This is a genomic window from Haloplanus salinarum (assembly GCF_009762275.1).
GTDB lineage: Archaea > Halobacteriota > Halobacteria > Halobacteriales > Haloferacaceae > Haloplanus > Haloplanus salinarum.
Genome location: NZ_CP034345.1, coordinates 540,763 through 561,126, shown reverse-complemented (window position 1 = coordinate 561,126; position 20,364 = coordinate 540,763). Strand labels below are relative to the sequence as shown.

The window sequence follows — 20,364 nt, the reverse complement described above, 5'->3', positions numbered from 1 at the left end:
GTACCTAAACCCCCGGCCGCCCGCCGCTCGCCTCAGATGTAGCCGCCGTCGGCCAGCCGCTCGACGCCCTCGCGGAGGCGCTCCGTGCTCGCCGCGTAGGAGAGGCGGGCGTAGCCGGGCGTCCCGAAGGCGCTCCCGGGCACCGTAGCGACGTGGGCGTCCTCGATGGCGCCCTCACACCACGCCTGATCGTCGTCACTGACGGGGAGCATCATGTAGAAGGCGCCGTCGCCGACGGGGACGTCGACGCCGTGGTCGGCGAAGAGGTCGGCGAGCATGTCGCGGCGCTCGCGGAAGGCCTCGCGCATCTCGCCGACGGCCTCGTCGGTGTTCCGCAGGGCTTCGATCCCCGCGTGCTGGACGAAGTTGACGGCACACGACACCGAGTGCGACTGGATCTTGCCGGCCTGCGAGACGAACGACTCGGGCGCACAGAAGTAGCCGAGCCGCCAGCCCGTCATCGCGTAGGCCTTCGAGAAGCCGTTGACGGTGATGGTGTGCTCGCCCATGCCGTCGAGCGAGCCGAGGCTGGTCTGTTCGACCCCGTACGTGATCTCGTCGTACATCTCGTCGGAGATGACCGTGACGTCGTGATCGACCGCGAGGTCGCGGACCCCTTCGAGGGCGGCGTCGGAGTAGACGGCGCCCGTGGGGTTCGACGGCGAGTTGACGACCAGCAGTTCGGTGTCGTCGGAGACGGTTTCGGCGAGGTCGTCGAGCGCGGGTTCGAGTTGGAAGTCGTACGGCGAGAGGTCGACCCGCGAGAGGTCGGCGCCGGCCATCTTCGCCTGCGCCTCGTAGGACACCCACGCGGGGTCGAGGAGGACCACCTCGTCGCCAGTGCGGGACGACGTCCCGCTAGCGGACGGGCTTCGCCCGTCAGCCCCGTCGATCAGGGTGTGGAAGATCTCGTAGAGCGCCTGCTTGCCGCCCGGCGTGACGACCACGTTGTCGGCCGCGCAGTCGATCCCGTCGGCTCGCAGTTTCTCCGCGATTGCCTCGCGGAGTTCGGGGATACCGTTCGAGGAGGTGTAGCCCGTATCGCCGGCGGCGAGGGAGTCCTCGGCGGCCCGTTTGATGTTCTCCGGCGTGTCGAAGTCGGGTTCGCCCACCGAGAGGTCGACGACGTCGATCCCGTCGGCCTCGAGTTCGTTCGCGAGGTTGCTGATTGCGAGCGTCGCACTCGGCTCGACGCGGTCGACGCGCGAGGCGAAGTCGAAGTCGGTCATGGTAACGTGCGTACCATCTCGACGGCTGCGTTTACCGCTTCCGCTCCCTTCTCGACGCGCTCCCGGGCCTCGGCGCCGCTCATCCCCGGCCCGGACACGCCGAACGTGACCGGGGTGTCGCGGTCGAGGCTCACGCGGGTCAGCGCCCGCGCCGTCGCGTCGCCGATCACCCGGTCGTGGTCCGTGTCGCCGGTGACGATGGCGCCGACGACGGCCACGGCGTCGACGTCGTCGCGGCGCGCCAGTCGGTCGGCCGCGAGCGGCGTGTCGTAACTCCCCGGTACCGACAGCTCCGTCGTCACTTCCACGTCCCCGTCGGCCGACGCGGCCGCGTCCCGGGCCGCGTCCGCCATCGGTTCGGTGACGGACGCGTTGAACTCCGCCACCACCAGTCCCAGCCTGATCATGTGCGCCGCCTCGGCGCGGGGTGGCAAAGTCCTTGCCCTCCCGGCCGTCAAGGGAAAGAGTTGTTACCGCCGAGGCGACAGGGGTTAGCGATGCGTTCCGACGGCCGCCGTACCCTCCGGGCGGTACTCGCCATCGCCGCCCTCTCGCTCGCCGTCAGGCTCCTCGCCCTCGGCGCCCGGATCTTCCACTGGGACGAGGGTCGGGTCGGCTACTGGATCCTCCGGTACCACGAGACCGGGGAGTTCGCCTACCGGCCCATCGTCCACGGTCCCTTCCTCTTCGTCGTCAACGACTGGATGTTCTCGGTGCCCGGCCTCGGGGCGAGCGACTTCAGCGCCCGCCTGATCGTCGCCCTCGTCGGCGGGTGCCTCCCGCTCACGGCGTGGCTCCTCCGCGACCGACTGCGGGACACAGAGGTCGTCGCGCTCGCGCTCGTCCTCGCGGCCAACCCCCTGCTGGTCTACTACTCCCGGTTCATGCGCAACGACGTCCTCGTCGGTGCCTTCGCGTTCGCGGCGCTCGCCGTCTTCGTCCGCGGCCTCGACCGGGGCGACGTCCGCTACCTCTACCCCGCCGCGGCCCTCCTCGGTCTCGCCTTTACCACCAAGGAGAACGCCGTCGTCTACCTCCTCTGCTATCTGGGTGCCGGCGCCCTCCTCGTCGACCACCGCCTGTACCGGCGGGCCCGCGACGGGGCGTCGGTCGTCACCCTCGTCCGCACGGAGTGGCGGACGGCCGCCGCCTACCGCCTGACGTCGTGGGGCGGGTCGGTCCGTCGCGGACTCGGCCTCGCGGTCGCCCACCTCGTCGCCGCCGTCGTCGTCTTCGTCGCCGTCGTCGCCTTCTTTTACGCACCGCGGCCCGACCTGTGGGGGGCCCTCGCGGCGCCCGCCCGCCTCCCGGGGGTCGTCGAGAGCGCCACCGTCGGCTCCTGGGAGTCCTTCTTCGACCTCTGGGTCTCCGGGAGCCACCAGAGCCACGACTATCTGCCCTTCCTCTATGACTACCTCGAAACATTACTGTTCGGGGCGCCTTTCGTCGTCCTCTTCGCCGTCGTCGGGTTCGTCGCCGACGGCTACGGTGCCGTAGACGTCGACACGCCCGGATCGCGGGGCCTCGTCGCCTTCGCGACCTACTGGGGCGCGGTCAGCATCGTCGGCTACCCCATCGCGACCGACATCCGGGCGCCGTGGGCCGCCGTCCACGCCGTGGTTCCGCTCGCGGTCCCCGCGGCGGTCGGCGTCGCCACCCTCGCCCGGCAGGTCCGGACGGCGGTCGAACGGGCACGCTCCCGCGCCGGCGGGGGCGGGAGCGACGTGGTGCGCACGCTCCGGGCCGCGTGGACGCCCTCGGCGGCGCTCGCGGCGCTCCTGCTCTGTGGCGCCGTCGCGGGCGTCGTCGGCGCCAACGCCACGTACACGAACAGCACCGACGACGACGAGGCCGGGGAAGTCATCCAGTGGGCGCAGCCCGAGAACGACCTCAAGGAGACGCTGGCGCTGGTCCGCGGGGTGGTCCGCGTCGACGACGAGGGCCCGGACGTCCTGTTCGTCGGCACGCACACGCCCGGCAACCCGAGCGACGTCCGCTTCCACGTCACGGACGAGGGGTCGCTGGACCAGCCACGCCCCGGCGGGCCGTCCTGGCACACGCGGCTCCCGCTGCCCTGGTATCTCGAACGCTACGGGGCAGCGGTGACGAGCACACCCCCGGACGACAAGACGCTCGGGTCGGATCCGCCGCCAGTGATCGTCGCCGCCAGCTGGGACGAGGACGTCGTCGACCGACAGATCACGGGCTATTCGACCCACCGGCACGACTTCCGGCTCTGGAACGACGAGATCGTCGTGTTCGTCGAGGACGACGCCCTCGACCGGGCGCGCGAGCGAGGCTACGCGTAACCGACCGCCCGTTCGGTAGGTTCGGCCACGACCGTGGGACTAAAACCCTCCCGACGCGGACTCCTCGGACATGGATTATCACGCCGCGGCGGACTTTCTGTCGGACCTCCGCCGGTTCGCGCTCGATCCGGGCACGGAGTCGATCCGTGACCTGCTGGCCCACCTCGACGACCCTCACGAGGGCGTCGAGTTCGTCCAGATCGCCGGATCGAACGGCAAGGGGAGCACGGCCCGCATGACCGAGTCGATCCTCGGCGCGGCGGGCTACCGGGTCGGACTGTACACCTCGCCGCATTTCGACGACGTCCGCGAGCGGATCCGGGTCGGCGGGCGCCGAATCCCCGAGTCCGAAGTCGTCGAGTTCGTCGAGCGGGTCCGCCCGTTCCTCGTCGACCGGGCGGTCGAGGGCGACCCGCTCACCTCCTTCGAGACGCTGACGGCGATGGCGCTCTGGCACTTCGGCCGGTCCGACGTCGACGTGGCCGTCCTCGAGGTGGGGATGGGCGGCCGCCTCGACGCGACGAGCGTGGTCGATCCCGTCGCCGCCGCGGTGACGGCGGTGAGCTTAGAGCACACCGGCATCCTGGGCGAGACGCTCGACGAGATCGCGGCCGAGAAGGTCGCCGTCGAGGCCGAGGACGCCCCGCTGGTGACGGGCGCGAGCGGTGAGGCGCGGACGGCCGTCCGCCGCCACGCGACCGACGCCCTGACCGTCGGCTTCGCCGACGAGTCGCCGGACGTGACCGTCAGCTACGACGGCCTCGTCAACCACACCGAGGCGGGCGTCGGCGTCACGGGCCCGGACCTGGACGTCGAGACGCGCATTCCCGTGCCCGGGTCGTACCAAGCGCGCAACGCCGGCGTCGCCGCGGTGCTCGCCCGACAGGTCGGCGGCGACCGCGTCACCGACGCCGTCGTCGCACGCGGCCTGCGGGGAGCCCACTGGCCCGGCCGGTTCGAGGTCATGGAGCGCGATCCGTTGGTCGTCCTCGACGGCGCCCACAACCCCGGCGCGTGCCGCGCGGCCGCGGCGACCCTCGACGAGTACGACTACGACGACCTCCACCTCGTCGTCGGCGCGATGCACGACAAGGACCACCGCGAGATGGCGGCCGAACTCCCGGCGGCGGCGTCCGTGCGAGCCTGCGCACCCGCACACGAGCGGGCGGCCGACCCGGCGGTGCTGGCCGCGGCCTTCCGGGCGGCCGGCGCGAGCGACGTGACCACGGCGGGGACGGTGGCGGCCGCCCTCGACGACGCCCGGGCGGCGGCGGGCCCGGGGGACTGCGTCCTCGTCGTCGGGTCGCTCTTCGCCGTCGCCGAGGCCCGTCGCACGTGGTCGCGGCTGGCGGTGGGGCGCCGGGTCGACACCGTCGAGGACGCGAGGGCGGTGTTCGACCGCTCGAACGCGGATTCCCCCGCCGGCGTGGCCGAGGAGGGCGTCCACCGCGTCGTGACCGTCCGTCTCGACCGGCGGGAGGCGCGGGCGGTCGAGCGCGCGGCCGGTCGGACCGGCGCGATCGCCGTCACCGCGGAGTACCGCACCGGCCGCGAACTCCGGGAGGCGGTGATCGCGGGCACGCGTGCCGACCTCCGCGCGCTCGCCGACGCGCTCGACGGGACGCTGACGGGCGTCGTCGACCGCCTGCGCGACCGGATCGGCGTCGGCGACGACGCGCCCACGCACTACCCCTGGGAGGACCGCCCCGCGGTCATGGGCATCCTGAACGTGACCCCGGACAGCTTCCACGACGGCGGCGAGTACTTCGACCCGACGACGGCCGTCGAGCGCGCCGAGGCGATGGTCGAGGCGGGGGCCGACGTGATCGACGTGGGCGGCGAGAGCACGCGCCCGGGCGCCGATCCCGTCCCAGTGGAGGACGAAATCGACCGCGTCAGGCCGGTGATCGACGCGCTCGCGGACCTCGACGTCCTGGTGTCGATCGACACCCGAAAGGCGGCGGTCGGGCGGGCAGCCCTAGAGGCGGGCGCGGACATCCTCAACGACGTGACCGGCCTCGCGGACCCCGAGATGCGCTTCGTCGCCGCGGAACACGACGTGCCGGTCGTCGTGATGCACAGCATCGACGCGCCGGTCGTGCCCGACCGTGCAGTTACGTACGACGACGTGGTCTCGGACGTGATCGACGAACTCGCGGAGCGGGTGGCCCTCGCCGAGCGGGCGGGACTCGACCGGGAGCAGGTGATCGTCGATCCCGGACTCGGCTTCGGGAAGTCGAACGTCGAGAACTTCGAACTCCTCGACCGCCTCGCGGAGTTCCGGGCGCTCGGCTGTCCGATCCTCCTCGGTCACTCCCACAAGTCCATGTTCGGCCACGTGGGACAGGACGCGGGCGAGCGCCTGCCGGCGACGGTGGCGACGACGGCGCTGGCGGTCGACCGCGGCGTCGACATCGTGCGCGTCCACGACGTCGCGGAGAACGTGGCCGCGGTGCGGACCGCCGTCGCGACGGCGGACGCCGCGGACGTACCCGAGGCGTGGCGGGAGTGATAGCTTAAGTCGCCGGCTCCGTTACCCCGAGGCGTGTGTACCCTGACCCTCGCCTGGCAGACGTTCGTCGACGCGCCGGTGCTCGTCGCCGCCAACCGGGACGAGCGACGGGACCGGCCCGCGGAGCCGCCGGAGTGGACCGGCTCGACCCCGGCCGTGATCGCACCGCGTGACGCCGAGGCCGGCGGCACGTGGATCGGCTACAACGACGCCGGCCTCTTCGTCGGCATCACGAACCGGCCGATGGCGAACCCGACCGCGGAGCGGTCGCGGGGGCTGCTCGTCGACGACGCGCTCCGGGAACCCGACGCGCGCTCGGCCGCCCGCCTCGTCGAACGGGCGGTCGAGACGGACGGGTACGACGGCTTCAACCTCGTCGTCGCCGACCGGAGCGGCGCCTTCCTCTTCGAGTGGGACGGCCGGCTCCGGACCCACCGACTCGACCCGGGCGTTCACGTCGTCGTCAACAGCGGGGCGGCGCTCGGCGGCGGCGGGGCCGTCGTCGACGCCTTCCGGACGCCCGGCCCCGACGATGACGACGACGGCGACCCGAACCGCGCCGCCGAACAGGCCGCCAACGCCCGCGCCGTGCGGGCGGCGCTGACGCCCGAACCGGGCGAGGCGGCCGACGCCTGGCTCGACCGGGCGGGGACGGTCCTCGGCGACCACGAGTTCGGCGTCTGCATCCACGCGGACGGCTACGGCACCCGCTCGTCCTCGCTGCTCCGCCTCGACGACGACGGGGGAACCTACCGGTTCGCCGACGGGCCGCCCTGCGAGACGCCGTACCGCCGCGTCGAGACGGACGAAAGTCAGCTTTAAACCCGCCGCAACGGTTTGTGGGTGTATGCATCGGATCGTCGACCTGGAGGTGCGCCGATGAGCGCCGCCGAGGAAGCCGACCTGTCGGAGGCGGAGCGGGCGGCACTCGATCTGGTCCTCGAAACGCGTGGCATCCACCAGAGCGAACTGTGGAAGGAACTCGACATCTCCTCGCGGAAGGGGAGTCGCATCGCCGAGTCGCTGGTCGAAGCGGGGCTCATCCGCCGCGAGGAGACCGTCTATCAGGGACACAACACGTACTTCCTGATGCCGACGGCCCGTGATCTGAATTTCTCCCTGCTGATGGCCGGCGACATGCTGTCGCCGTTCATCGGCGAGGAGGAGGTCGATCCCCGGAGCGACGCCTTCTCGCAGTGGCTGATGAACCTGGCGTACGAAGAGTACTGATCGCCGCCGAAAGAAGGGATCGAGCGCGCCGATCCGGCGTCTACTCCTCGCCGTCGTCGCCGTCGTCCGCCGGTTCGTCGGCGTCGGCGTCCTCGTCGTCCTCGTCGGGCAACAGATCGAAGTCGCTCAGGTGACTCTCGATCTCGTCGTTGTCGAGTTCGTGGAACGCCTCGGTGTCGAGGCTGACGGTCGCCACGTCGACGCCCGCGGGTTCGAGGCTGCCGTCGTTGCTGGTGGCGAGCGCCCGGAGCGCGAGGGCGATCCCGCCGTCGAGGTCGAGGCCGTCCTCGTAGTTGTCCTCGAGGTACTCCTGCAGATCGCCGCGGTTCGCGCCGATCGAGACGGCCTTCCACTCGTAGGGCGTCCCCGAGGGGTCGGTCTCGTAGAGGCGCGGCTCGCCGTCCTCGATGCCGCCGATGAGGAGGGCCACGCCGAACGGACGGGCACCACCGACCTGCGTGTACTGCTGGATGTGGTCGGTGACCTCCTTCGTGAGCGTCTCGATGCCGATGGGCTCGCTGTACCGGAGGCGGTTGATCTGGGCCTGCCGGCGGGCGAAGTCGATGAGCTGGCGCGCGTCGGCGACGTGCCCGGCCGACGCGATGCCGGCGTGGTCGTCCGCCTTGTGGATCTTCTCGACGCTCGTCGGCTCCATGAGCGGCGACCGGGAGCGCTTGTCCGCCGCCAGTACCACGCCGTCCTCGGTTCGGATGCCGATACTCGCTGTCCCTCGCTTGACGGCCTCTCGGGCGTACTCGACCTGATAGAGGCGGCCATCGGGCGAGAAGATCGTTATCCCGCGGTCGTAGGCCTGCTGTTGGGCTTGTCCCTGCATTGTATCACGTTGACTCGAAATCGAGTTCGGTCGCGCCCGCGACGGCCGCCGGTCAGGTCCCGCCCTCCGTGGACGGCGACCCACCGGCGGTCGTGCTCGAACACGACGCGTCTCTCGCGTCGCTACTCCGGTCCGGCGTCCTAAATACCTTTCTTACTTGGTGCGTCCGGCCGAGCGAATCCGGGACGGCGACGTCCCCGAGTACGGCTCTTGTCACGGCCGATCTACGGGGGGAGCCACCCCGACCGCCCCGTCCTCCGACGCCGTGGGGATCACCCCCTTGCTTTTGTCGTTGGCCCGCGTCCCGTGTCGTATGTTCGACACGATACTGTTCCCGACGGACGGCAGCGACGGGGCGGAGGCGGCCTTCGGACACGTACTCGACTTGGCCGAGGCCCACGACGCGACGGTGTACGTCCTCAACGTGGCCGATACTACCCGCGACAGCGTCACACAGATCCAAGGGCAAGTGATCGACGCGCTCGAACGCGAGGGGGCACGGGTCGTACAGGAGACGGCGGGGCGGGCGAGCGACCGGGGGGTCGCGACGGTCACCGAGGTGTTGCAGGGCGAGCCCTACAGCACCGTCGTCGACTACGCGGCCGCAAACGACGTCGACGTCATCGTCATGCCCACACACGGGCGACGGGGCCTCGAACGCTTCCTCCTCGGGAGCACGACCGAGCGGGTGATCCGCCGCGCCGACGTGCCCGTCCTCACGCTCCGCCCGGACGACGACGTACGGGTTCGACATCCCTACCGGAACGTCCTGGTGCCCACCGACGGGAGTGCCACCGCCGACGCGGCCCTGGACTTGGCCCTCGACCTGACCGCGGCCGAGGGCGCGGGGCTTCACCTCCTCTCGGTCGTCGACGTGACGAGTCTCGGTATCGACGTCCGGACCGACATCGCGGTCGAGTCGCTGGAGGAGAGCGCGGCCGACGTCGTCGAGTCCGCGACGGCGACGGCGAACGAGGCGGGCGTCACGCCGGCGGCGACGGCCGTCGAACTCGGCACGTCGGTCGCCCGCGTCGTCCGGTCGTACGTCGACGATCACGACGTCGACCTCGTGGTCGCCGGCACACACGGTCGGACCGGATTCGATCGGTACGTACTGGGAAGCGTCACCGAGAAACTCGTGCGGGCCTCGCCGGTGCCGGTCCTGACGGTCCGCGGAACGGCGACGTCGTAAGGGTCGGCACCCGGTTCGGCCGGGGATTATCATCGATTGGAATCGGCAGACAGCTTTATCGCCCGGACCCGTCGACGGTCCAGTCATGCAGGATTTCGAGTCGGCGTTCGGCCGCGGTGGACTGAACGACCGGATCTCGGCCGACGCTCTCGTCCAAGAGTGTGGTCTCGACGAGGACGAAATCGCCTGGCGGAAGGAGTTCATCGGCTTCGACGAGGACGACGCCCGTCGTCTTCGGGATCTCGAAGGGGTGTTCCGCGAGCAGGCCGATCGGATCGCTGACGACTTCTACGAGAACCTGACGCAGTACGAACAGACCCGGTCCGTGATCGACCGCTCCGAGAAGGAGGTGGAGCAACTGAAACGCACCCAGTCCGCGTATCTGGTCACGCTCGCCGACGGCGAGTACGGGATGGACTACATCCGCAACCGCGCGCGGATCGGGAAGCTCCACGACCTCCTCGAGATGCCGATGAAACAGTACATCGGCCAGTACGGCGTCTACTACGACCTCCTCCTGCCGCTCCTGATGGAGCGGACGGGCGACCGTCTCGTCGACCGCCTCGCCACGGAGACGGACGCCGACGAGGACGCAGTCGAACGGGCCGTCCGCGCGGAACTCGACGAGGGTCTCGCCGAAACCCTCGCGGTCCTCCGTCTTCTCAACCTCGATATGCAGGTCGTTGCCGACACGTACATCCACTCCTACAGCCAGAAACTGCAGGACACGATCGAGGACCACGAGCGACTGATGGAGGAGGTCGAACGTGACCTCGCGGATCCGGTGGCGACGCTCCGCGACTCGGCGGAGGAAGTGGCCGCGAGCGCGGGATCGATCAGCGAGTTGGCGGACGAACAGGCCGACACCATGGGCGAGGTCGCGGGGGAGGTCTCGAACATGAGTGCGACGGTCGAGGAGATCGCCTCCACGGCGGACGAAGTGGCGGCGACCAGCGAACGAGCCGAGGACCTCGCCGCCGAGGGCCGGGAGGCGGCGACCGAATCCATCGAAGTGATGCGATCGGTGAGCGAGTCGGCACACGCGGTGACGGCGGACGTGGACGACCTAGAGGAGCGGGTCGACGAGATCGACGAGGTCGTCGAGGTCATCAACGACATCGCGGACCAGACGAACCTCCTGGCGCTCAACGCCTCCATCGAGGCGGCCCGCGCCGGCGAAGCGGGGGAAGGCTTCGCCGTCGTCGCCGACGAGGTCAAGGGGTTGGCCGAGGAGTCACAGCGACACGCCGGCGAGATCGAAACCATGGTCGACGACATCAAATCCGAGACCGAAGACGCGGTCGAGAGTCTGGAGTCCACGGCCGCGGAGGTCGAACGCGGGGTCGAGGGCGTCGAATCGGCCATGACGAAACTGGAGTCGATCGTCGACGCCGTCGCCGACGCCTCACAGGGGATCCGCGAGGTGTCGACCGCGACCGACGACCAGGCAGCGTCGACCGAGCAGGTCGCGGGGATGATCGACGAACTGGTCGAACAGGCCGACCGCGTGGCTGCGGAGGTCGAACACGTCGCGGCGGCCAACGAACAGCAGACCGAGCGAATTCGGGAGGTCGACGAGGCGGTACAGCGTCTGGGATCGGAGTGATCGGCCGCCGCCACCCGGGTCGACCCGTTCGGTGCCCGGCGGGTACGTTCAATACCGCCCGCCGAGTAGTCGGGCGTGTGAGCGGGAGTACCAGGGAGGGGTTCGTGTTGTGGTGATCGAGACGTTCACACGTCTGTTCGGGACCGATCCGCTGATCCACGGGGTCGTCGGCGGTATCGTCATCGCTACGTTCAACCTGTTCGGGGCGTCGTTGGTCTTCGTCTGGCGGGACCCCTCGGAGCGGAGCCTCGACGGCGCGCTCGGCTTCGCGGCGGGGGTGATGCTCGCGGCCAGTTTCACGAGCCTCATCATCCCCGGAATCGAGACGTACGCGAACGGCGACCCCATCCCCGTGTTGCTGGGGGTCGCCCTGGGGGCGCTTTTCCTCGACCGGGCCGACTCGCTGGTGCCCCACGCCCACTACCTCGTATCGGGGCGGCGACGGCCCGACGCGGCGAGTCCGGGCCGGGACCTGCCCGTCGACGACGAGCGGTTCGCCGGGGTGGTGCTGTTCGTCCTCGCGATCACCCTCCACAACATGCCGGAGGGACTCGCGGTCGGCGTCGGGTTCGGGAGCGGCGACCTCGCGACCGCCATCCCGCTGATGCTCGCCATCGGCATCCAGAACGTACCCGAGGGACTGGCGGTCTCGGTCGCGGCGATCAACGCGGGACTGGATCGGCGGACCTACGCCGTCTTCGCCGGGATCCGCTCGGGCGTGGTCGAGATCCCGCTGGCGATCATCGGCGCGTACGCCGTCGGGGCGGTGTCGTCACTGCTGCCGTACGCGATGGGCTTTGCCGCCGGCGCGATGCTCTTCGTCATCAGCGACGAGATCGTTCCCGAGACGCACACGCGGGGGAACGAACGGGTCGCGACCCTCGGGACGCTCGCGGGCGTGATCGTGATGCTCTATCTCGACATCGCCCTAGCGTGATGGACGGCACCGGTCCCGGGTAGAGTTCCCACGGCACTGGAAAGACGGGGGTATCATATACCGGAGGCCGTTCTACCGATCCGATGATGACCGGGGGAACGGAGTTGACGTTCCACTGCCCGTCCTGTGGCGAATCCATGGCCGTGAACGCGCCGATGCGGGAGGCGCTCCTGAACCACGGCTGTGTGGTCTGTGGAACGGCCGTCCCTCGGAGCGCGTTCTCCACCCCGGAACCGGACGGCGACGCCGAGTGCTGATCGCGGCGTGAGCCTCGCCGAGTCAGTTGCACAAATATAAACACCCGCCAGCCGTTCCTCCAAGGGACGCCATCGATGACCGTAGAGCAACAGACCGTGATGACGGGGGCCGAAACCGACGCCCTCCTCGGACGCCACGAGACGGGTGTCCTCTCGCTCGCCCGCGGGGACGAACCCTACGCGGTGCCGATCTCGTACGGATACGACGCGGGGCCCCGACAGTTCTGCATGCGACTGGCATCTACGCCCGAGAGTCGAAAACGCCGCTTTCTCACCGACTCCCCACGGGTCCGGTTCGTCGTCTACGAGGAAGACGAGACGACCTACCGGAGCGTCATCGCCGACGGTCGACTCGAACACCTCCCCAAATCGGAACTCACGGCCGATCACGTCGAGCGGTACGGTTCGGCCAAGCGACCGCTGTTCGAGATGTGGGGCGAACCGAAGGCGGATCTGACGATCGATCTCTACGAACTCGAACCCGACGAGCTGAGCGGCCGCCGGATCGACGTCGAGCAGTGACTACCCCTCGTACGTCGTTAGGTAGTTCGCCGGGACAGTCCGGCGAGCTACCGGTAAACGGTCACAGTAGTTACTCCTCGAGGATCGCATCGAGGAGTTTCGACTGAGCGGCACTCAGGTGTTCGGTGAACGTCGATCGGGAGATGTCGAGCGCCGCAGCCACCTCGCCCGCGTTCGCCCCCTTCGGGCGCTCGAAGTATCCCATCTCGTGGGCGCGTTCGAGAACCTCACGCTGTCGGTCGGTGAGGCGTCCACGGTCGACGAACACTAGGTCGTGATCGGACGGATCGCCTCGCGAGCGGAGGAGCCGACGGATGTCGACGGCGGGGTACTCCTCCCGCAGCGTCGTGATGATATCCTGCAGTTCGGTCATATCCGCGGCGTGAAAGACCAGATAGAGCCAGCCGTCCCGCGTGTGGACGTCGACGACCGGACAGTCGAACGATTCGACGCGTTCGCAGGGACAACCCTGCCCCTGCGAGCGGCTGAACCGGTACACCGTCTTCGACCCGTAGGTGAACACGGGGTCGACCGGCGTCTCGGTGTCGGACACCACCCCATCGCCCGCGTCCTTCAGCATGAACTCCTCGGTGACGTGACCCGACGCACCCGGATTCGTCCCTTTCGAAACCGAGAACGTGGGTTCGCCCGCCTCCGCGGCGGCGTCCGCGACGGGACAGGTGCCGTCCGCGTCGACTTTCAGCTCCGCCCGAATGCCGGTGCCCATCGAGCGGGGATTTGCGGTCGAACCTCCTAAGTGTGCCCCTCTACGACCGTCTCGTGGTATTAACTAGCACACCAACGGGTTCGACTAGTTTATAAATCACCCCGATATCGTGGGTGAAGGTTGGTCGGGGCTCGGCCGATACACGAACCCGACCGACGATGGCTATCGCAACCACCGCTCGCCGCAAGGAGACGCCCGAGGAATCGACCGTCGACGACGCGGAGGAAGTGCAGGCGGTGCTCGACGCCCTCCACGACCCGGACTGCCGAACGGTGCTCGACGCGACGAGCGAGACGTCGCTGTCGGCCCGCGAACTCTCGGAGGCCTGTGACCTCCCGCTCTCGACGACGTACCGGAAGGTAGACACGCTCACCGAAGTGGGCCTGCTCGACGAGCGGACGCGGCTCTGCCCCGACGGCAAACACGCGAGCGAGTACGTCCGTCGCGTCGAGAGCGTCGACGTCGACGTCGACGACGAGGACGGGTTCGTCCTCACCGTCTCCCACCGGGACCCCTCCCGGACGGCGACGCGTCGCTGATCCCCGACACACGCCACCCGCCCGACCGTGCACGCCGCCCGGTGTCCGCCGTGGAACCGGCGGACTAATTCCGCACGACCCACGCGACTGGCGAGGAACTCCCGTCGCCGCCGGAGGAGGTTTCCCGGTCGACGGAGTAGCGCCCCCCGATGAGGCCTCCGTCGGGAGCCTGGTATCTGGTCCTCTCATACGGATTATTGTAACTGGTTGCCGGTGGTTCGCCGGACCGTCTCGGCGAACCACCGGTAATGACTTACAATAAACAGTATCAGTCGTGTCGACGGCCGTCGTCTGGAAGGGGAGCGACTATCTCGACCGGTCGGGCGAGCGACTCGCGCACCACTACGGGATGCCGCCCATCGTGCGCGGTGCGGTCGTCGCCGCGGTCGGGTCGAGCGCCCCGGAGCTTTCGAGCGTGGTGCTCGCGACGCTCCTCCACGGGGAGTTCGACCTCGGGGTGGGAGCTATCGTGGGGTCGGCCGTGTTCAACGTCCTCGTCATCCCGTCCGCGGCCACCCTGTCCCGCCGGGGACGACTGACCGCGAGTCGGCACCTCGTCTACAAGGAAGCGCAGTTCTACATGCTCTCCGTGGCGACCCTCCTCGTGACCTTCGCGTTCGCCGTCATCTACAACCCGGTGCCGGGCGGTGGGCTGGCCGGGACGGTGACCCGACCCCTGGCGCTACTCCCCGTGGCGCTCTACGGTGTCTACGTCTTCACCCAGTATCAGGATCTCGCCGATCACGATGGCGGGTCGGACGACTGCGTCGCGGTGGGGCGGCGGTGGCTGGAACTCGGGGCGGGGGTCGTTCTGATCGTCATCGCCGTCGAGGGTCTGGTCCGGGCGGCCATCGGCTTCGGCGAGATGTTCGGCACGCCGAGTTTCGTCTGGGGGATGGTCGTCGTCGCCGCGGGGACGAGCGTTCCGGACCTGTTCGTGAGCCTCCGGGCCGCGAGAGGGGATGCCGGCGGCGACGTCACGAGCGTCGCCAACGTCCTCGGTAGCAACACGTTCGACCTGCTGATAGCCGTGCCAGCCGGCGTGTTGCTCGCCGGGACGGCCACCGTCGACTTCGCCGCTGCGGTGCCGATGATGGCCTCGCTCACCGTCGCGACGCTCGTCCTCTTTACCCTCCTGCGGACGGGGTTGGCGCTCACTTTCCGGGAGGCCGTCGTCCTGCTGGTGGTCTACGGGGGCTTTCTGGGGTGGCTCGTGCTCGAAACCGTCGGCGTCACGGGCGCGTTGCCGAGCGCGTGAGCAGTCAGCCCCCTCCGCGGCCCCGCCGAAGCGCCCACAGAACGAGGACGGTCCCCTCGATCCGTGCGGCCGTGTAGACCCACCGACGGGGTGTGGCGTCGCCCTCGGTCGCCGGCCACACGCTCGACGAGATCAGCCTCCCGCGGGGATCCCTGGTCGTGTCCGACCACGACTGGACGGGGGTCGCTCGGGCGGACACGGAACCGGAAGCCGGGAACCGGTACGTCGTCGTCGCCGAATCGTCCGTGGTCGACGAGCTGCTCGCGCTCTTTCGCGGGTGACACATCGTGGCTCCCCGCCCAAGCGGGTGCGCTGGCCGGTCCCGGTTCCCAGGAACGACCGTGTAGGATTTTAGTTAGCGTCGCGTCAGTAACAGGTATGAGCGGACGAAACCCGTTCGACGAACTGGAGGAACTGTTCGACCGGATGCAGGAGAACTTCGAGAGCGCGGCACGGACGTGGGACCCCGCCGAGACCGACCTGCCGACGTCGGCGGGAGCCGGGATGCGCGTCGACCTCGAGGACACCGGCGAGGAACTCGTGTTGACGGGCGACCTCCCGGGATTCGAAGCGGACGACATCGACGTCCGAGTGGTCGACGGAACGCTACGGGTGGGCGCCGAGCGCGACGAGGAGACCGAGGAAGAGGGCGGGGAGTACGTCCGGCGCGAACGCCGGCGGACGTCGGTCTCACGGTCGATCGATCTCCCCTCGGCGGTTGACGAGGACGACATCACGGCCACCTACAACAACGGCGTCCTGACGGTCCGGATGCCGAAGTCGGATCCGGATTCGCGTGGCACGCGGATCGACGTGAACTGACGGGAGCGGCCGATGGACGAGGAGCGGCCCTTCGTGCCGGACCTGCCGGCGGGCTACACGATCCGACGGATCGAGTGGGACGACGCGCCCGAGGTCGCGGCGGTGTACGCGGCGGCGTATCCGGCGGACACCGACTACCCGCTGGTCGAGACGGCGGCGGTCCGGTCGACCCTCCTGGGCGACCCAGACGTCGCGGCGTTCGTCGCCGAGACGGACGACGGCGTCACCGGTACGGCGACCATCGAGTACGACTCGCTGGATGAGGGGAACGCCCAGATCTGCAAACTCGCGGTCCACCCCGACCACCAGGGACGGGGGCTGGGGCGCGAGCTCCTGAAACACCGGCTGAACGTGCTCCACGCCGACGAGGCGTTCTCCGGGCTGGTGTACTCGGCGGCGGTCACCTCCCATCCCGCCTCCCAACACAACCTGCTGGCACGCGGGTTCGCTCCCTTCTCGATCCACAAGGACTTCCAGGGGGGCTACTTCGGCCCCCGCAACGAGAGCGAGGTCATCACCCTCTACACCCCCAGCATCGACTACGACGAGCGGGACGTGTACGTGCCCGAGCGGTATCGCCACGTCGTCGAGCGGACGCTGGCGAACGCGTCGCTGGACCTGCTCGGGCGGCGAATCCGCACGGTCAACACGGTGACCTACCCCCAGGCCGACCAGGTCGAGATGGCACTCTCCCGGGAGCGGGGCTTCCTCTGGGAGGTGACCGCCGGCGGCGACGAGTCGTGGGCGCGCACGGAGGCGGAGATTCGGGCCGCGATGCGCGAGGAGGACGTCCACCTGATGGTCCCGGTCGATGCCAACGCCCGCCGGCTCATCGCGCTCTACGAACCGCTGGAGGCGGACGGCTTCTCGCCCGCGGGGTTCGTCCCCGACTGGCTGAGCCGCGACGGGGACCGCCGTGACGCCTTCGTCTTCCAGCACCCACCGGACGACACGCCGACCGAGGTGGCCGTGGTCGACGACGTGAAGGCACTCATCGACACGCTCGGCCTCGACTACCGCGTCGTCGCGGCCCACGACCGCTACTGGGACCTCGAACTGGAACTGTAGGGTGCGTCCGCGGCGAAGGCGGCGAGCGTCCGACAGTAGTCGGGGAGGCTGTCGAGAACGAGATACTCGTAACTCTCGTGAGAGCCGTAGCCCTCGGGCCCGAACGCCACGCCCGGCACCCCGTGGGTCGCGAAGTGTCGCAGGTCGCTCGTGTGCGGTTTGCGGACCAGATCGACCTCCCGTCCGAGTACCCGTTCGGCGTGACGTTGCAGGCCACGAACGTACGGATCGTCGGGGGCCGTGTCCACGGGGGCGCCGTGGCCGACGCTCTCGACGGAGAGGTCGGAAATATCACGGAGCGCCCCAAGGACGCTGTCGCGGGCCTCGGCGTCCGGATAGCGCACGTCGAGCTGGAGACGAGCGGCGTCGGCGACCTGGTTGACTGCCGTCCCCCCCTCGATGCGACCGTAGTTGACGGTCGGCTCCCAGTCGTAGTCCCGGGCCACCCCGTCGACGGCCGCGTCGACGGCGGGGTAGGCCGCCATCAGCGTCTCGATGGCGCTCTCGCCTTGCTCGGGTGTCGCGGCGTGTGCGGGGTCGCCAGTCGCCCGCAGGTCGATCCGGATCACCCCCTTCTGTCGGTGGACGATGTCCATGTAGCCCGCGAGGTTGTTCGGTTCGCCCGTGATGCAGAAGGCGGGGTCGTACCCCACTTCCTCGAGGAGGTAGCGGGCGCCGTCGTAGCCGCCGCGCTCTTCGTCGGTGACGACCATCAGCGCGAGCGACGGCGGATCGGGAGTCCGCGAGAGGTCACGTACCACGTGCATCATCGCCGCGAGTCCCCCTTTCATGTCCGCCGTCCCCCGCCCCGAGAGTTCGCCCTCGGTGACGTACCGTGGCGTGAACAGGCGGTCGGCGCCCGGAACGACGTCGAGGTGGCCGTGGAAGACGACGTCGGGAGTCAACGAACCGTCGAGCGAGACGACCAGTGAGGGGGTGTCGTCGTGGCTGTAGCGCTCGACGGTCACGTCGGCGTCGGCGAAGAAGTCGGCGACCGCGGAGAGACAGGCCTCGATCTCCCCCGGCCGGTCCTCGGTGGTTCGGTACGTCACGAGATCGGCGGTCGTCTCGGCCACCCGCTCCCCGAGCGACGCTCCGGCGACGTCGCCGTACACGACCATACCGACCGCTTCGCGTCTCGACCTTTTGAATCTGTCTCGGCGTGGGGTCCCGCCGTGCCCCGATCGTATCGACGACACGAGTTCGGCCGCCGTCGAGCGCGGTCAGTGTCGCCGCGACCGAACCCATGGAGGGACTGATGGGTACTCTTCCCGCCGTATCCGCCGGTCCGGTGTCGTCACGACGGGTGTGTTGTGTCTCATCTGATGGGTCCATTCCCGACGATTTCCGGCAGCGACACGACGCTACGGCGTTGACACGGGGAGCTCTCGCTGTCCTCCCAGCCGAATGACATTCATCACCAACATTTATTTAGATACCGATAGGACAGAGATGTGCCATGTCAGTCTTAGCTGCAGTCGACAGCGCGGACGAGAGCCGAGTGGTACAGCGCGGCTACGAACTCGCTCAGGCGTTCGACGAGGAGCTCGTCGTCTTCAACGTCCAGCCGGAGACGGAGTCGAAGTCGACCGCCAAGGAGATCGCCGAGAACGCGGTCAAGCTGGCGCTCGACGACCCGCAGAACGTCACGGCCGTCGGAGCGCTCGGCGAGCCCGCGCCGCGCATTCTCAACGAGGCGGAGGAGCGTAGGTCCAGCTACATCGTCCTCGGACCGCAGAAGCAGACGCCGATCGGCAAGGCACTGATGGGCAGCGTCTCCCAGCTCGTGCTGTTGAATGCCGACTCCACCGTCGTCTTCGTCTCCGACGAGGAGTAACGCGACCTCGACACATCTTTTGGCGGCCACCGGCGCGTGAGACGGTCCGTCCGACCCGACGACCGACCGGTCCGCTGGAGCCTTCCGAGCGACGTCCGAACCCTCGGCGGTGGTCCGTCTCCCGACGCTCGAGGCGTGAGTCGCTCGTCCCGGCGGTCATCCCCGGATCGCGAACGCCTTTCCGTCTCAGCGCCGTAGCGGTCGGTGCATGCCATCCGCACTGTTCGTCGTCAGCGAGGAGGGGTACTGGGGAGAGGAGTGTATCGAGCCGCTGACGACGCTCGACGAGGCGGGGGTCGAGGTCACCGTCGCCACGCCCACGGGCGGGCCGCCGGTCGTCGACGAGCGGTCGGTCGATCCGGCGAACGTCGGGGCGGAGACCGCCGAACGCGTCCGGGAGGTCCACGAGACCGACCCGCGCCTGAACGACCCCGAAGGGGTGACCGCTGTCGACGCCGCCGACCACGACGCCGTCGTCTTCCCCGGCGGCCACGGAACCGAGTGGGACATCAACCAGGACCGCCACGCCCGCGCTCTGCTCCGCGAGGCCGTCGACGGCGGCGACACGAAGGCGCTCGTCGTCTGTCACGCCGTCGGCATCCTCGCGTTCACCCGCGACGCCGACGGGGACTTCCTCGTCGCCGGACGACGGGTCACGGGCTTCCCGAACGCCTGGGAGGAGGGCATCGTCGACGACCACGACCTGATGCCCGACGGACGCAAGCTTCCCTACTGGGTGGAAGACGAGGTGCGGGCGGCGGGCGCCGAGTGGGACGCCGAACTCGACGCCGAGACGTCGGTCACCGTCGACGGCGACCTAGTGACTGCCCGCGGACCGGCGTCCTCGGCCGCGGCGGCCCGGACGCTGCTCGCGGAACTCGGCGTCGAGGGCGGGGCGTAGGCTGTGCCGTATGCTGGTGGCGGGACCATACGTCCGTATCCCCGCTCGACGGCACGTCGTCGGGGGCACGCCGACCGATGAATCCGCTAGGCTAGAGGACTAGCCCTCGTACTCGGCGTAGCTGACGCAGTAGCCCTCGGGGTCGATGTTGCCCTCGACGAGGGTACACGCCCCCATGCCGTCGCCGTTCTTGTCCTCGATGTAGAACTGGCAGTTCGAACACTTCTGGCCGTCCTTTGGCTCGGACTGGTAGTTCACCGCCGACTTCGAGGAGAGCGAGTCGGGATTCCGCTGGGCACCGCCGATGGCGGTGGCCGTCTCGTACTCCGACGGAACGGTGTCCTCGCCGCCCGAGGTGGCCGTCTCCGTCGCGGTGGCCGTCGCGGTGGCCGTCGCCGTGTCGCCGCCGCCGTCGCCGCCATCGCCGCCGTCGCCACCGCCGGAACAGCCGGCCAGCCCCGTGGCGAGTCCCGTTCCGACCAGTGCGAGAAGTCGACGTCGTTCGGTATCGGCTGCTCGATCTTCCATGATAGCCGATTGGGGTCGGAAGCATGAATAATGTATGGTGCGAGCGTCAAAGGGA

At 69.3% G+C, this 20,364-nt stretch carries 22 protein-coding genes; 16 read left to right on the top strand and 6 right to left on the bottom strand.

What is annotated here, in order from left to right:
• Window positions 1–32: 32 nt before the first annotated feature.
• A complete protein-coding gene (locus EI982_RS04090) occupies window positions 33–1,229 on the bottom strand; it encodes a pyridoxal phosphate-dependent aminotransferase (RefSeq protein WP_157688267.1) in 1,197 nt (398 codons plus the stop codon).
• Entirely contained in the window at window positions 1,226–1,636 is a 411-nt protein-coding gene (gene ribH, locus EI982_RS04085; protein WP_157688266.1) for a 6,7-dimethyl-8-ribityllumazine synthase, read from the bottom strand. The genes EI982_RS04090 and ribH overlap by 4 nt, the downstream gene beginning before the upstream one ends.
• Before the next feature lie 90 nt (window positions 1,637–1,726).
• On the opposite strand from ribH, the gene EI982_RS04080 reads away from it, so the two are divergent.
• The 4 genes from EI982_RS04080 to EI982_RS04065 all read left to right on the top strand — a co-directional run bounded on the left by EI982_RS04080 (window position 1,727) and on the right by EI982_RS04065 (window position 7,280).
• On the top strand, window positions 1,727–3,538 hold the full coding sequence (locus EI982_RS04080; RefSeq protein ID WP_157688265.1) for a flippase activity-associated protein Agl23: 1,812 nt from the start codon (window positions 1,727–1,729) through the stop codon (window positions 3,536–3,538).
• 70 nt (window positions 3,539–3,608) lie between these two features.
• Window positions 3,609–6,050: a dihydropteroate synthase gene (gene folP, locus EI982_RS04075; protein WP_157688264.1), complete on the top strand. Its 2,442-nt coding sequence runs from the start codon at window positions 3,609–3,611 to the stop codon at window positions 6,048–6,050.
• Between the two features lie 33 nt (window positions 6,051–6,083).
• Window positions 6,084–6,872 (top strand): NRDE family protein, encoded by a 789-nt coding sequence (locus EI982_RS04070; protein ID WP_157688263.1) that lies wholly within the window; start codon window positions 6,084–6,086, stop codon window positions 6,870–6,872.
• Between the two features lie 57 nt (window positions 6,873–6,929).
• A complete protein-coding gene (locus EI982_RS04065) occupies window positions 6,930–7,280 on the top strand; it encodes a helix-turn-helix transcriptional regulator (RefSeq protein WP_157688262.1) in 351 nt (116 codons plus the stop codon).
• 40 nt (window positions 7,281–7,320) lie between these two features.
• Here the strand turns inward: EI982_RS04065 and psmA are convergent, their stop codons facing one another.
• Window positions 7,321–8,115: an archaeal proteasome endopeptidase complex subunit alpha gene (psmA, locus tag EI982_RS04060; RefSeq protein WP_157688261.1), complete on the bottom strand. Its 795-nt coding sequence runs from the start codon at window positions 8,113–8,115 to the stop codon at window positions 7,321–7,323.
• Window positions 8,116–8,428: 313 nt separating this feature from the next.
• Between psmA and EI982_RS04055 the strand changes: the two genes are divergently transcribed.
• From EI982_RS04055 to EI982_RS04040, 5 genes are all read left to right on the top strand, one after another.
• Window positions 8,429–9,307: a universal stress protein gene (locus tag EI982_RS04055; RefSeq protein ID WP_157688260.1), complete on the top strand. Its 879-nt coding sequence runs from the start codon at window positions 8,429–8,431 to the stop codon at window positions 9,305–9,307.
• Between the two features lie 85 nt (window positions 9,308–9,392).
• Complete coding sequence (locus EI982_RS04050) at window positions 9,393–10,913, top strand: globin-coupled sensor protein (protein ID WP_157688259.1); 1,521 nt, start codon at window positions 9,393–9,395, stop codon at window positions 10,911–10,913.
• Window positions 10,914–11,022: 109 nt separating this feature from the next.
• Window positions 11,023–11,850 (top strand): ZIP family metal transporter, encoded by an 828-nt coding sequence (locus EI982_RS04045; protein WP_157688258.1) that lies wholly within the window; start codon window positions 11,023–11,025, stop codon window positions 11,848–11,850.
• An 86-nt stretch (window positions 11,851–11,936) separates the two neighbouring features.
• Window positions 11,937–12,107 (top strand): DUF7560 family zinc ribbon protein, encoded by a 171-nt coding sequence (locus EI982_RS18260; RefSeq protein ID WP_199243725.1) that lies wholly within the window; start codon window positions 11,937–11,939, stop codon window positions 12,105–12,107.
• A 75-nt stretch (window positions 12,108–12,182) separates the two neighbouring features.
• Entirely contained in the window at window positions 12,183–12,629 is a 447-nt protein-coding gene (locus EI982_RS04040; protein WP_157688257.1) for a pyridoxamine 5'-phosphate oxidase family protein, read from the top strand.
• A 70-nt stretch (window positions 12,630–12,699) separates the two neighbouring features.
• Here the strand turns inward: EI982_RS04040 and EI982_RS04035 are convergent, their stop codons facing one another.
• Entirely contained in the window at window positions 12,700–13,356 is a 657-nt protein-coding gene (locus EI982_RS04035) for a helix-turn-helix domain-containing protein (RefSeq protein ID WP_157688256.1), read from the bottom strand.
• Between the two features lie 158 nt (window positions 13,357–13,514).
• Between EI982_RS04035 and EI982_RS04030 the strand changes: the two genes are divergently transcribed.
• The 5 genes from EI982_RS04030 to EI982_RS04010 all read left to right on the top strand — a co-directional run bounded on the left by EI982_RS04030 (window position 13,515) and on the right by EI982_RS04010 (window position 17,043).
• Window positions 13,515–13,895 (top strand): winged helix-turn-helix domain-containing protein, encoded by a 381-nt coding sequence (locus EI982_RS04030; protein ID WP_157688255.1) that lies wholly within the window; start codon window positions 13,515–13,517, stop codon window positions 13,893–13,895.
• Between the two features lie 274 nt (window positions 13,896–14,169).
• Window positions 14,170–15,153 carry a sodium:calcium antiporter gene (locus EI982_RS04025; protein ID WP_233255287.1) on the top strand — a complete coding sequence of 328 codons (984 nt, stop codon included), beginning with the start codon at window positions 14,170–14,172 and terminating at the stop codon, window positions 15,151–15,153.
• Window positions 15,154–15,245: 92 nt separating this feature from the next.
• On the top strand, window positions 15,246–15,434 hold the full coding sequence (locus EI982_RS04020) for a hypothetical protein (protein ID WP_157688254.1): 189 nt from the start codon (window positions 15,246–15,248) through the stop codon (window positions 15,432–15,434).
• Between the two features lie 97 nt (window positions 15,435–15,531).
• Window positions 15,532–15,975, top strand: a complete 444-nt coding sequence (locus tag EI982_RS04015) for an Hsp20/alpha crystallin family protein (RefSeq protein WP_157688253.1) — start codon at window positions 15,532–15,534, stop codon at window positions 15,973–15,975.
• A gap of 12 nt (window positions 15,976–15,987) precedes the next feature.
• Window positions 15,988–17,043: a GNAT family N-acetyltransferase gene (locus EI982_RS04010; protein ID WP_157688252.1), complete on the top strand. Its 1,056-nt coding sequence runs from the start codon at window positions 15,988–15,990 to the stop codon at window positions 17,041–17,043.
• Here the strand turns inward: EI982_RS04010 and EI982_RS04005 are convergent.
• Entirely contained in the window at window positions 17,016–18,164 is a 1,149-nt protein-coding gene (locus EI982_RS04005; RefSeq protein ID WP_157688251.1) for a M20 family metallopeptidase, read from the bottom strand. The two genes, EI982_RS04010 and EI982_RS04005, sit on opposite strands and share 28 nt — an antisense overlap.
• Before the next feature lie 338 nt (window positions 18,165–18,502).
• On the opposite strand from EI982_RS04005, the gene EI982_RS04000 reads away from it, so the two are divergent.
• Both EI982_RS04000 and EI982_RS03995 read left to right on the top strand, forming a co-directional pair.
• Entirely contained in the window at window positions 18,503–18,880 is a 378-nt protein-coding gene (locus tag EI982_RS04000; protein ID WP_157688250.1) for a universal stress protein, read from the top strand.
• A 208-nt stretch (window positions 18,881–19,088) separates the two neighbouring features.
• Entirely contained in the window at window positions 19,089–19,781 is a 693-nt protein-coding gene (locus EI982_RS03995; RefSeq protein WP_157688249.1) for a type 1 glutamine amidotransferase domain-containing protein, read from the top strand.
• 99 nt (window positions 19,782–19,880) lie between these two features.
• Here EI982_RS03995 and EI982_RS03990 read toward each other — a convergent pair whose 3' ends face one another.
• Window positions 19,881–20,309, bottom strand: a complete 429-nt coding sequence (locus tag EI982_RS03990; protein ID WP_157688248.1) for a high-potential iron-sulfur protein — start codon at window positions 20,307–20,309, stop codon at window positions 19,881–19,883.
• Window positions 20,310–20,364 lie beyond the last annotated feature (55 nt).

Bases quoted from the DNA above. Each gene is read 5' to 3' on its own strand.
- EI982_RS03990 (WP_157688248.1), bottom strand. From the start codon at position 20,309: ATGGAAGATCGAGCAGCCGATACCGAACGACGTCGACTTCTCGCACTG.
- EI982_RS04090 (WP_157688267.1), bottom strand. From the start codon at position 1,229: ATGACCGACTTCGACTTCGCCTCGCGCGTCGACCGCGTCGAGCCGAGT.
- EI982_RS04080 (WP_157688265.1), top strand. From the start codon at position 1,727: ATGCGTTCCGACGGCCGCCGTACCCTCCGGGCGGTACTCGCCATCGCC.
- EI982_RS04000 (WP_157688250.1), top strand. From the start codon at position 18,503: ATGTCAGTCTTAGCTGCAGTCGACAGCGCGGACGAGAGCCGAGTGGTA.
- EI982_RS04040 (WP_157688257.1), top strand. From the start codon at position 12,183: ATGACCGTAGAGCAACAGACCGTGATGACGGGGGCCGAAACCGACGCC.
- folP (WP_157688264.1), top strand. From the start codon at position 3,609: ATGGATTATCACGCCGCGGCGGACTTTCTGTCGGACCTCCGCCGGTTC.
- EI982_RS18260 (WP_199243725.1), top strand. From the start codon at position 11,937: ATGACCGGGGGAACGGAGTTGACGTTCCACTGCCCGTCCTGTGGCGAA.
- psmA (WP_157688261.1), bottom strand. From the start codon at position 8,115: ATGCAGGGACAAGCCCAACAGCAGGCCTACGACCGCGGGATAACGATC.
- EI982_RS04055 (WP_157688260.1), top strand. From the start codon at position 8,429: ATGTTCGACACGATACTGTTCCCGACGGACGGCAGCGACGGGGCGGAG.
- EI982_RS04005 (WP_157688251.1), bottom strand. From the start codon at position 18,164: ATGGTCGTGTACGGCGACGTCGCCGGAGCGTCGCTCGGGGAGCGGGTG.
- EI982_RS04065 (WP_157688262.1), top strand. From the start codon at position 6,930: ATGAGCGCCGCCGAGGAAGCCGACCTGTCGGAGGCGGAGCGGGCGGCA.
- EI982_RS04030 (WP_157688255.1), top strand. From the start codon at position 13,515: ATGGCTATCGCAACCACCGCTCGCCGCAAGGAGACGCCCGAGGAATCG.
- ribH (WP_157688266.1), bottom strand. From the start codon at position 1,636: ATGATCAGGCTGGGACTGGTGGTGGCGGAGTTCAACGCGTCCGTCACC.
- EI982_RS04010 (WP_157688252.1), top strand. From the start codon at position 15,988: ATGGACGAGGAGCGGCCCTTCGTGCCGGACCTGCCGGCGGGCTACACG.
- EI982_RS04035 (WP_157688256.1), bottom strand. From the start codon at position 13,356: ATGGGCACCGGCATTCGGGCGGAGCTGAAAGTCGACGCGGACGGCACC.
- EI982_RS04050 (WP_157688259.1), top strand. From the start codon at position 9,393: ATGCAGGATTTCGAGTCGGCGTTCGGCCGCGGTGGACTGAACGACCGG.
- EI982_RS04015 (WP_157688253.1), top strand. From the start codon at position 15,532: ATGAGCGGACGAAACCCGTTCGACGAACTGGAGGAACTGTTCGACCGG.
- EI982_RS03995 (WP_157688249.1), top strand. From the start codon at position 19,089: ATGCCATCCGCACTGTTCGTCGTCAGCGAGGAGGGGTACTGGGGAGAG.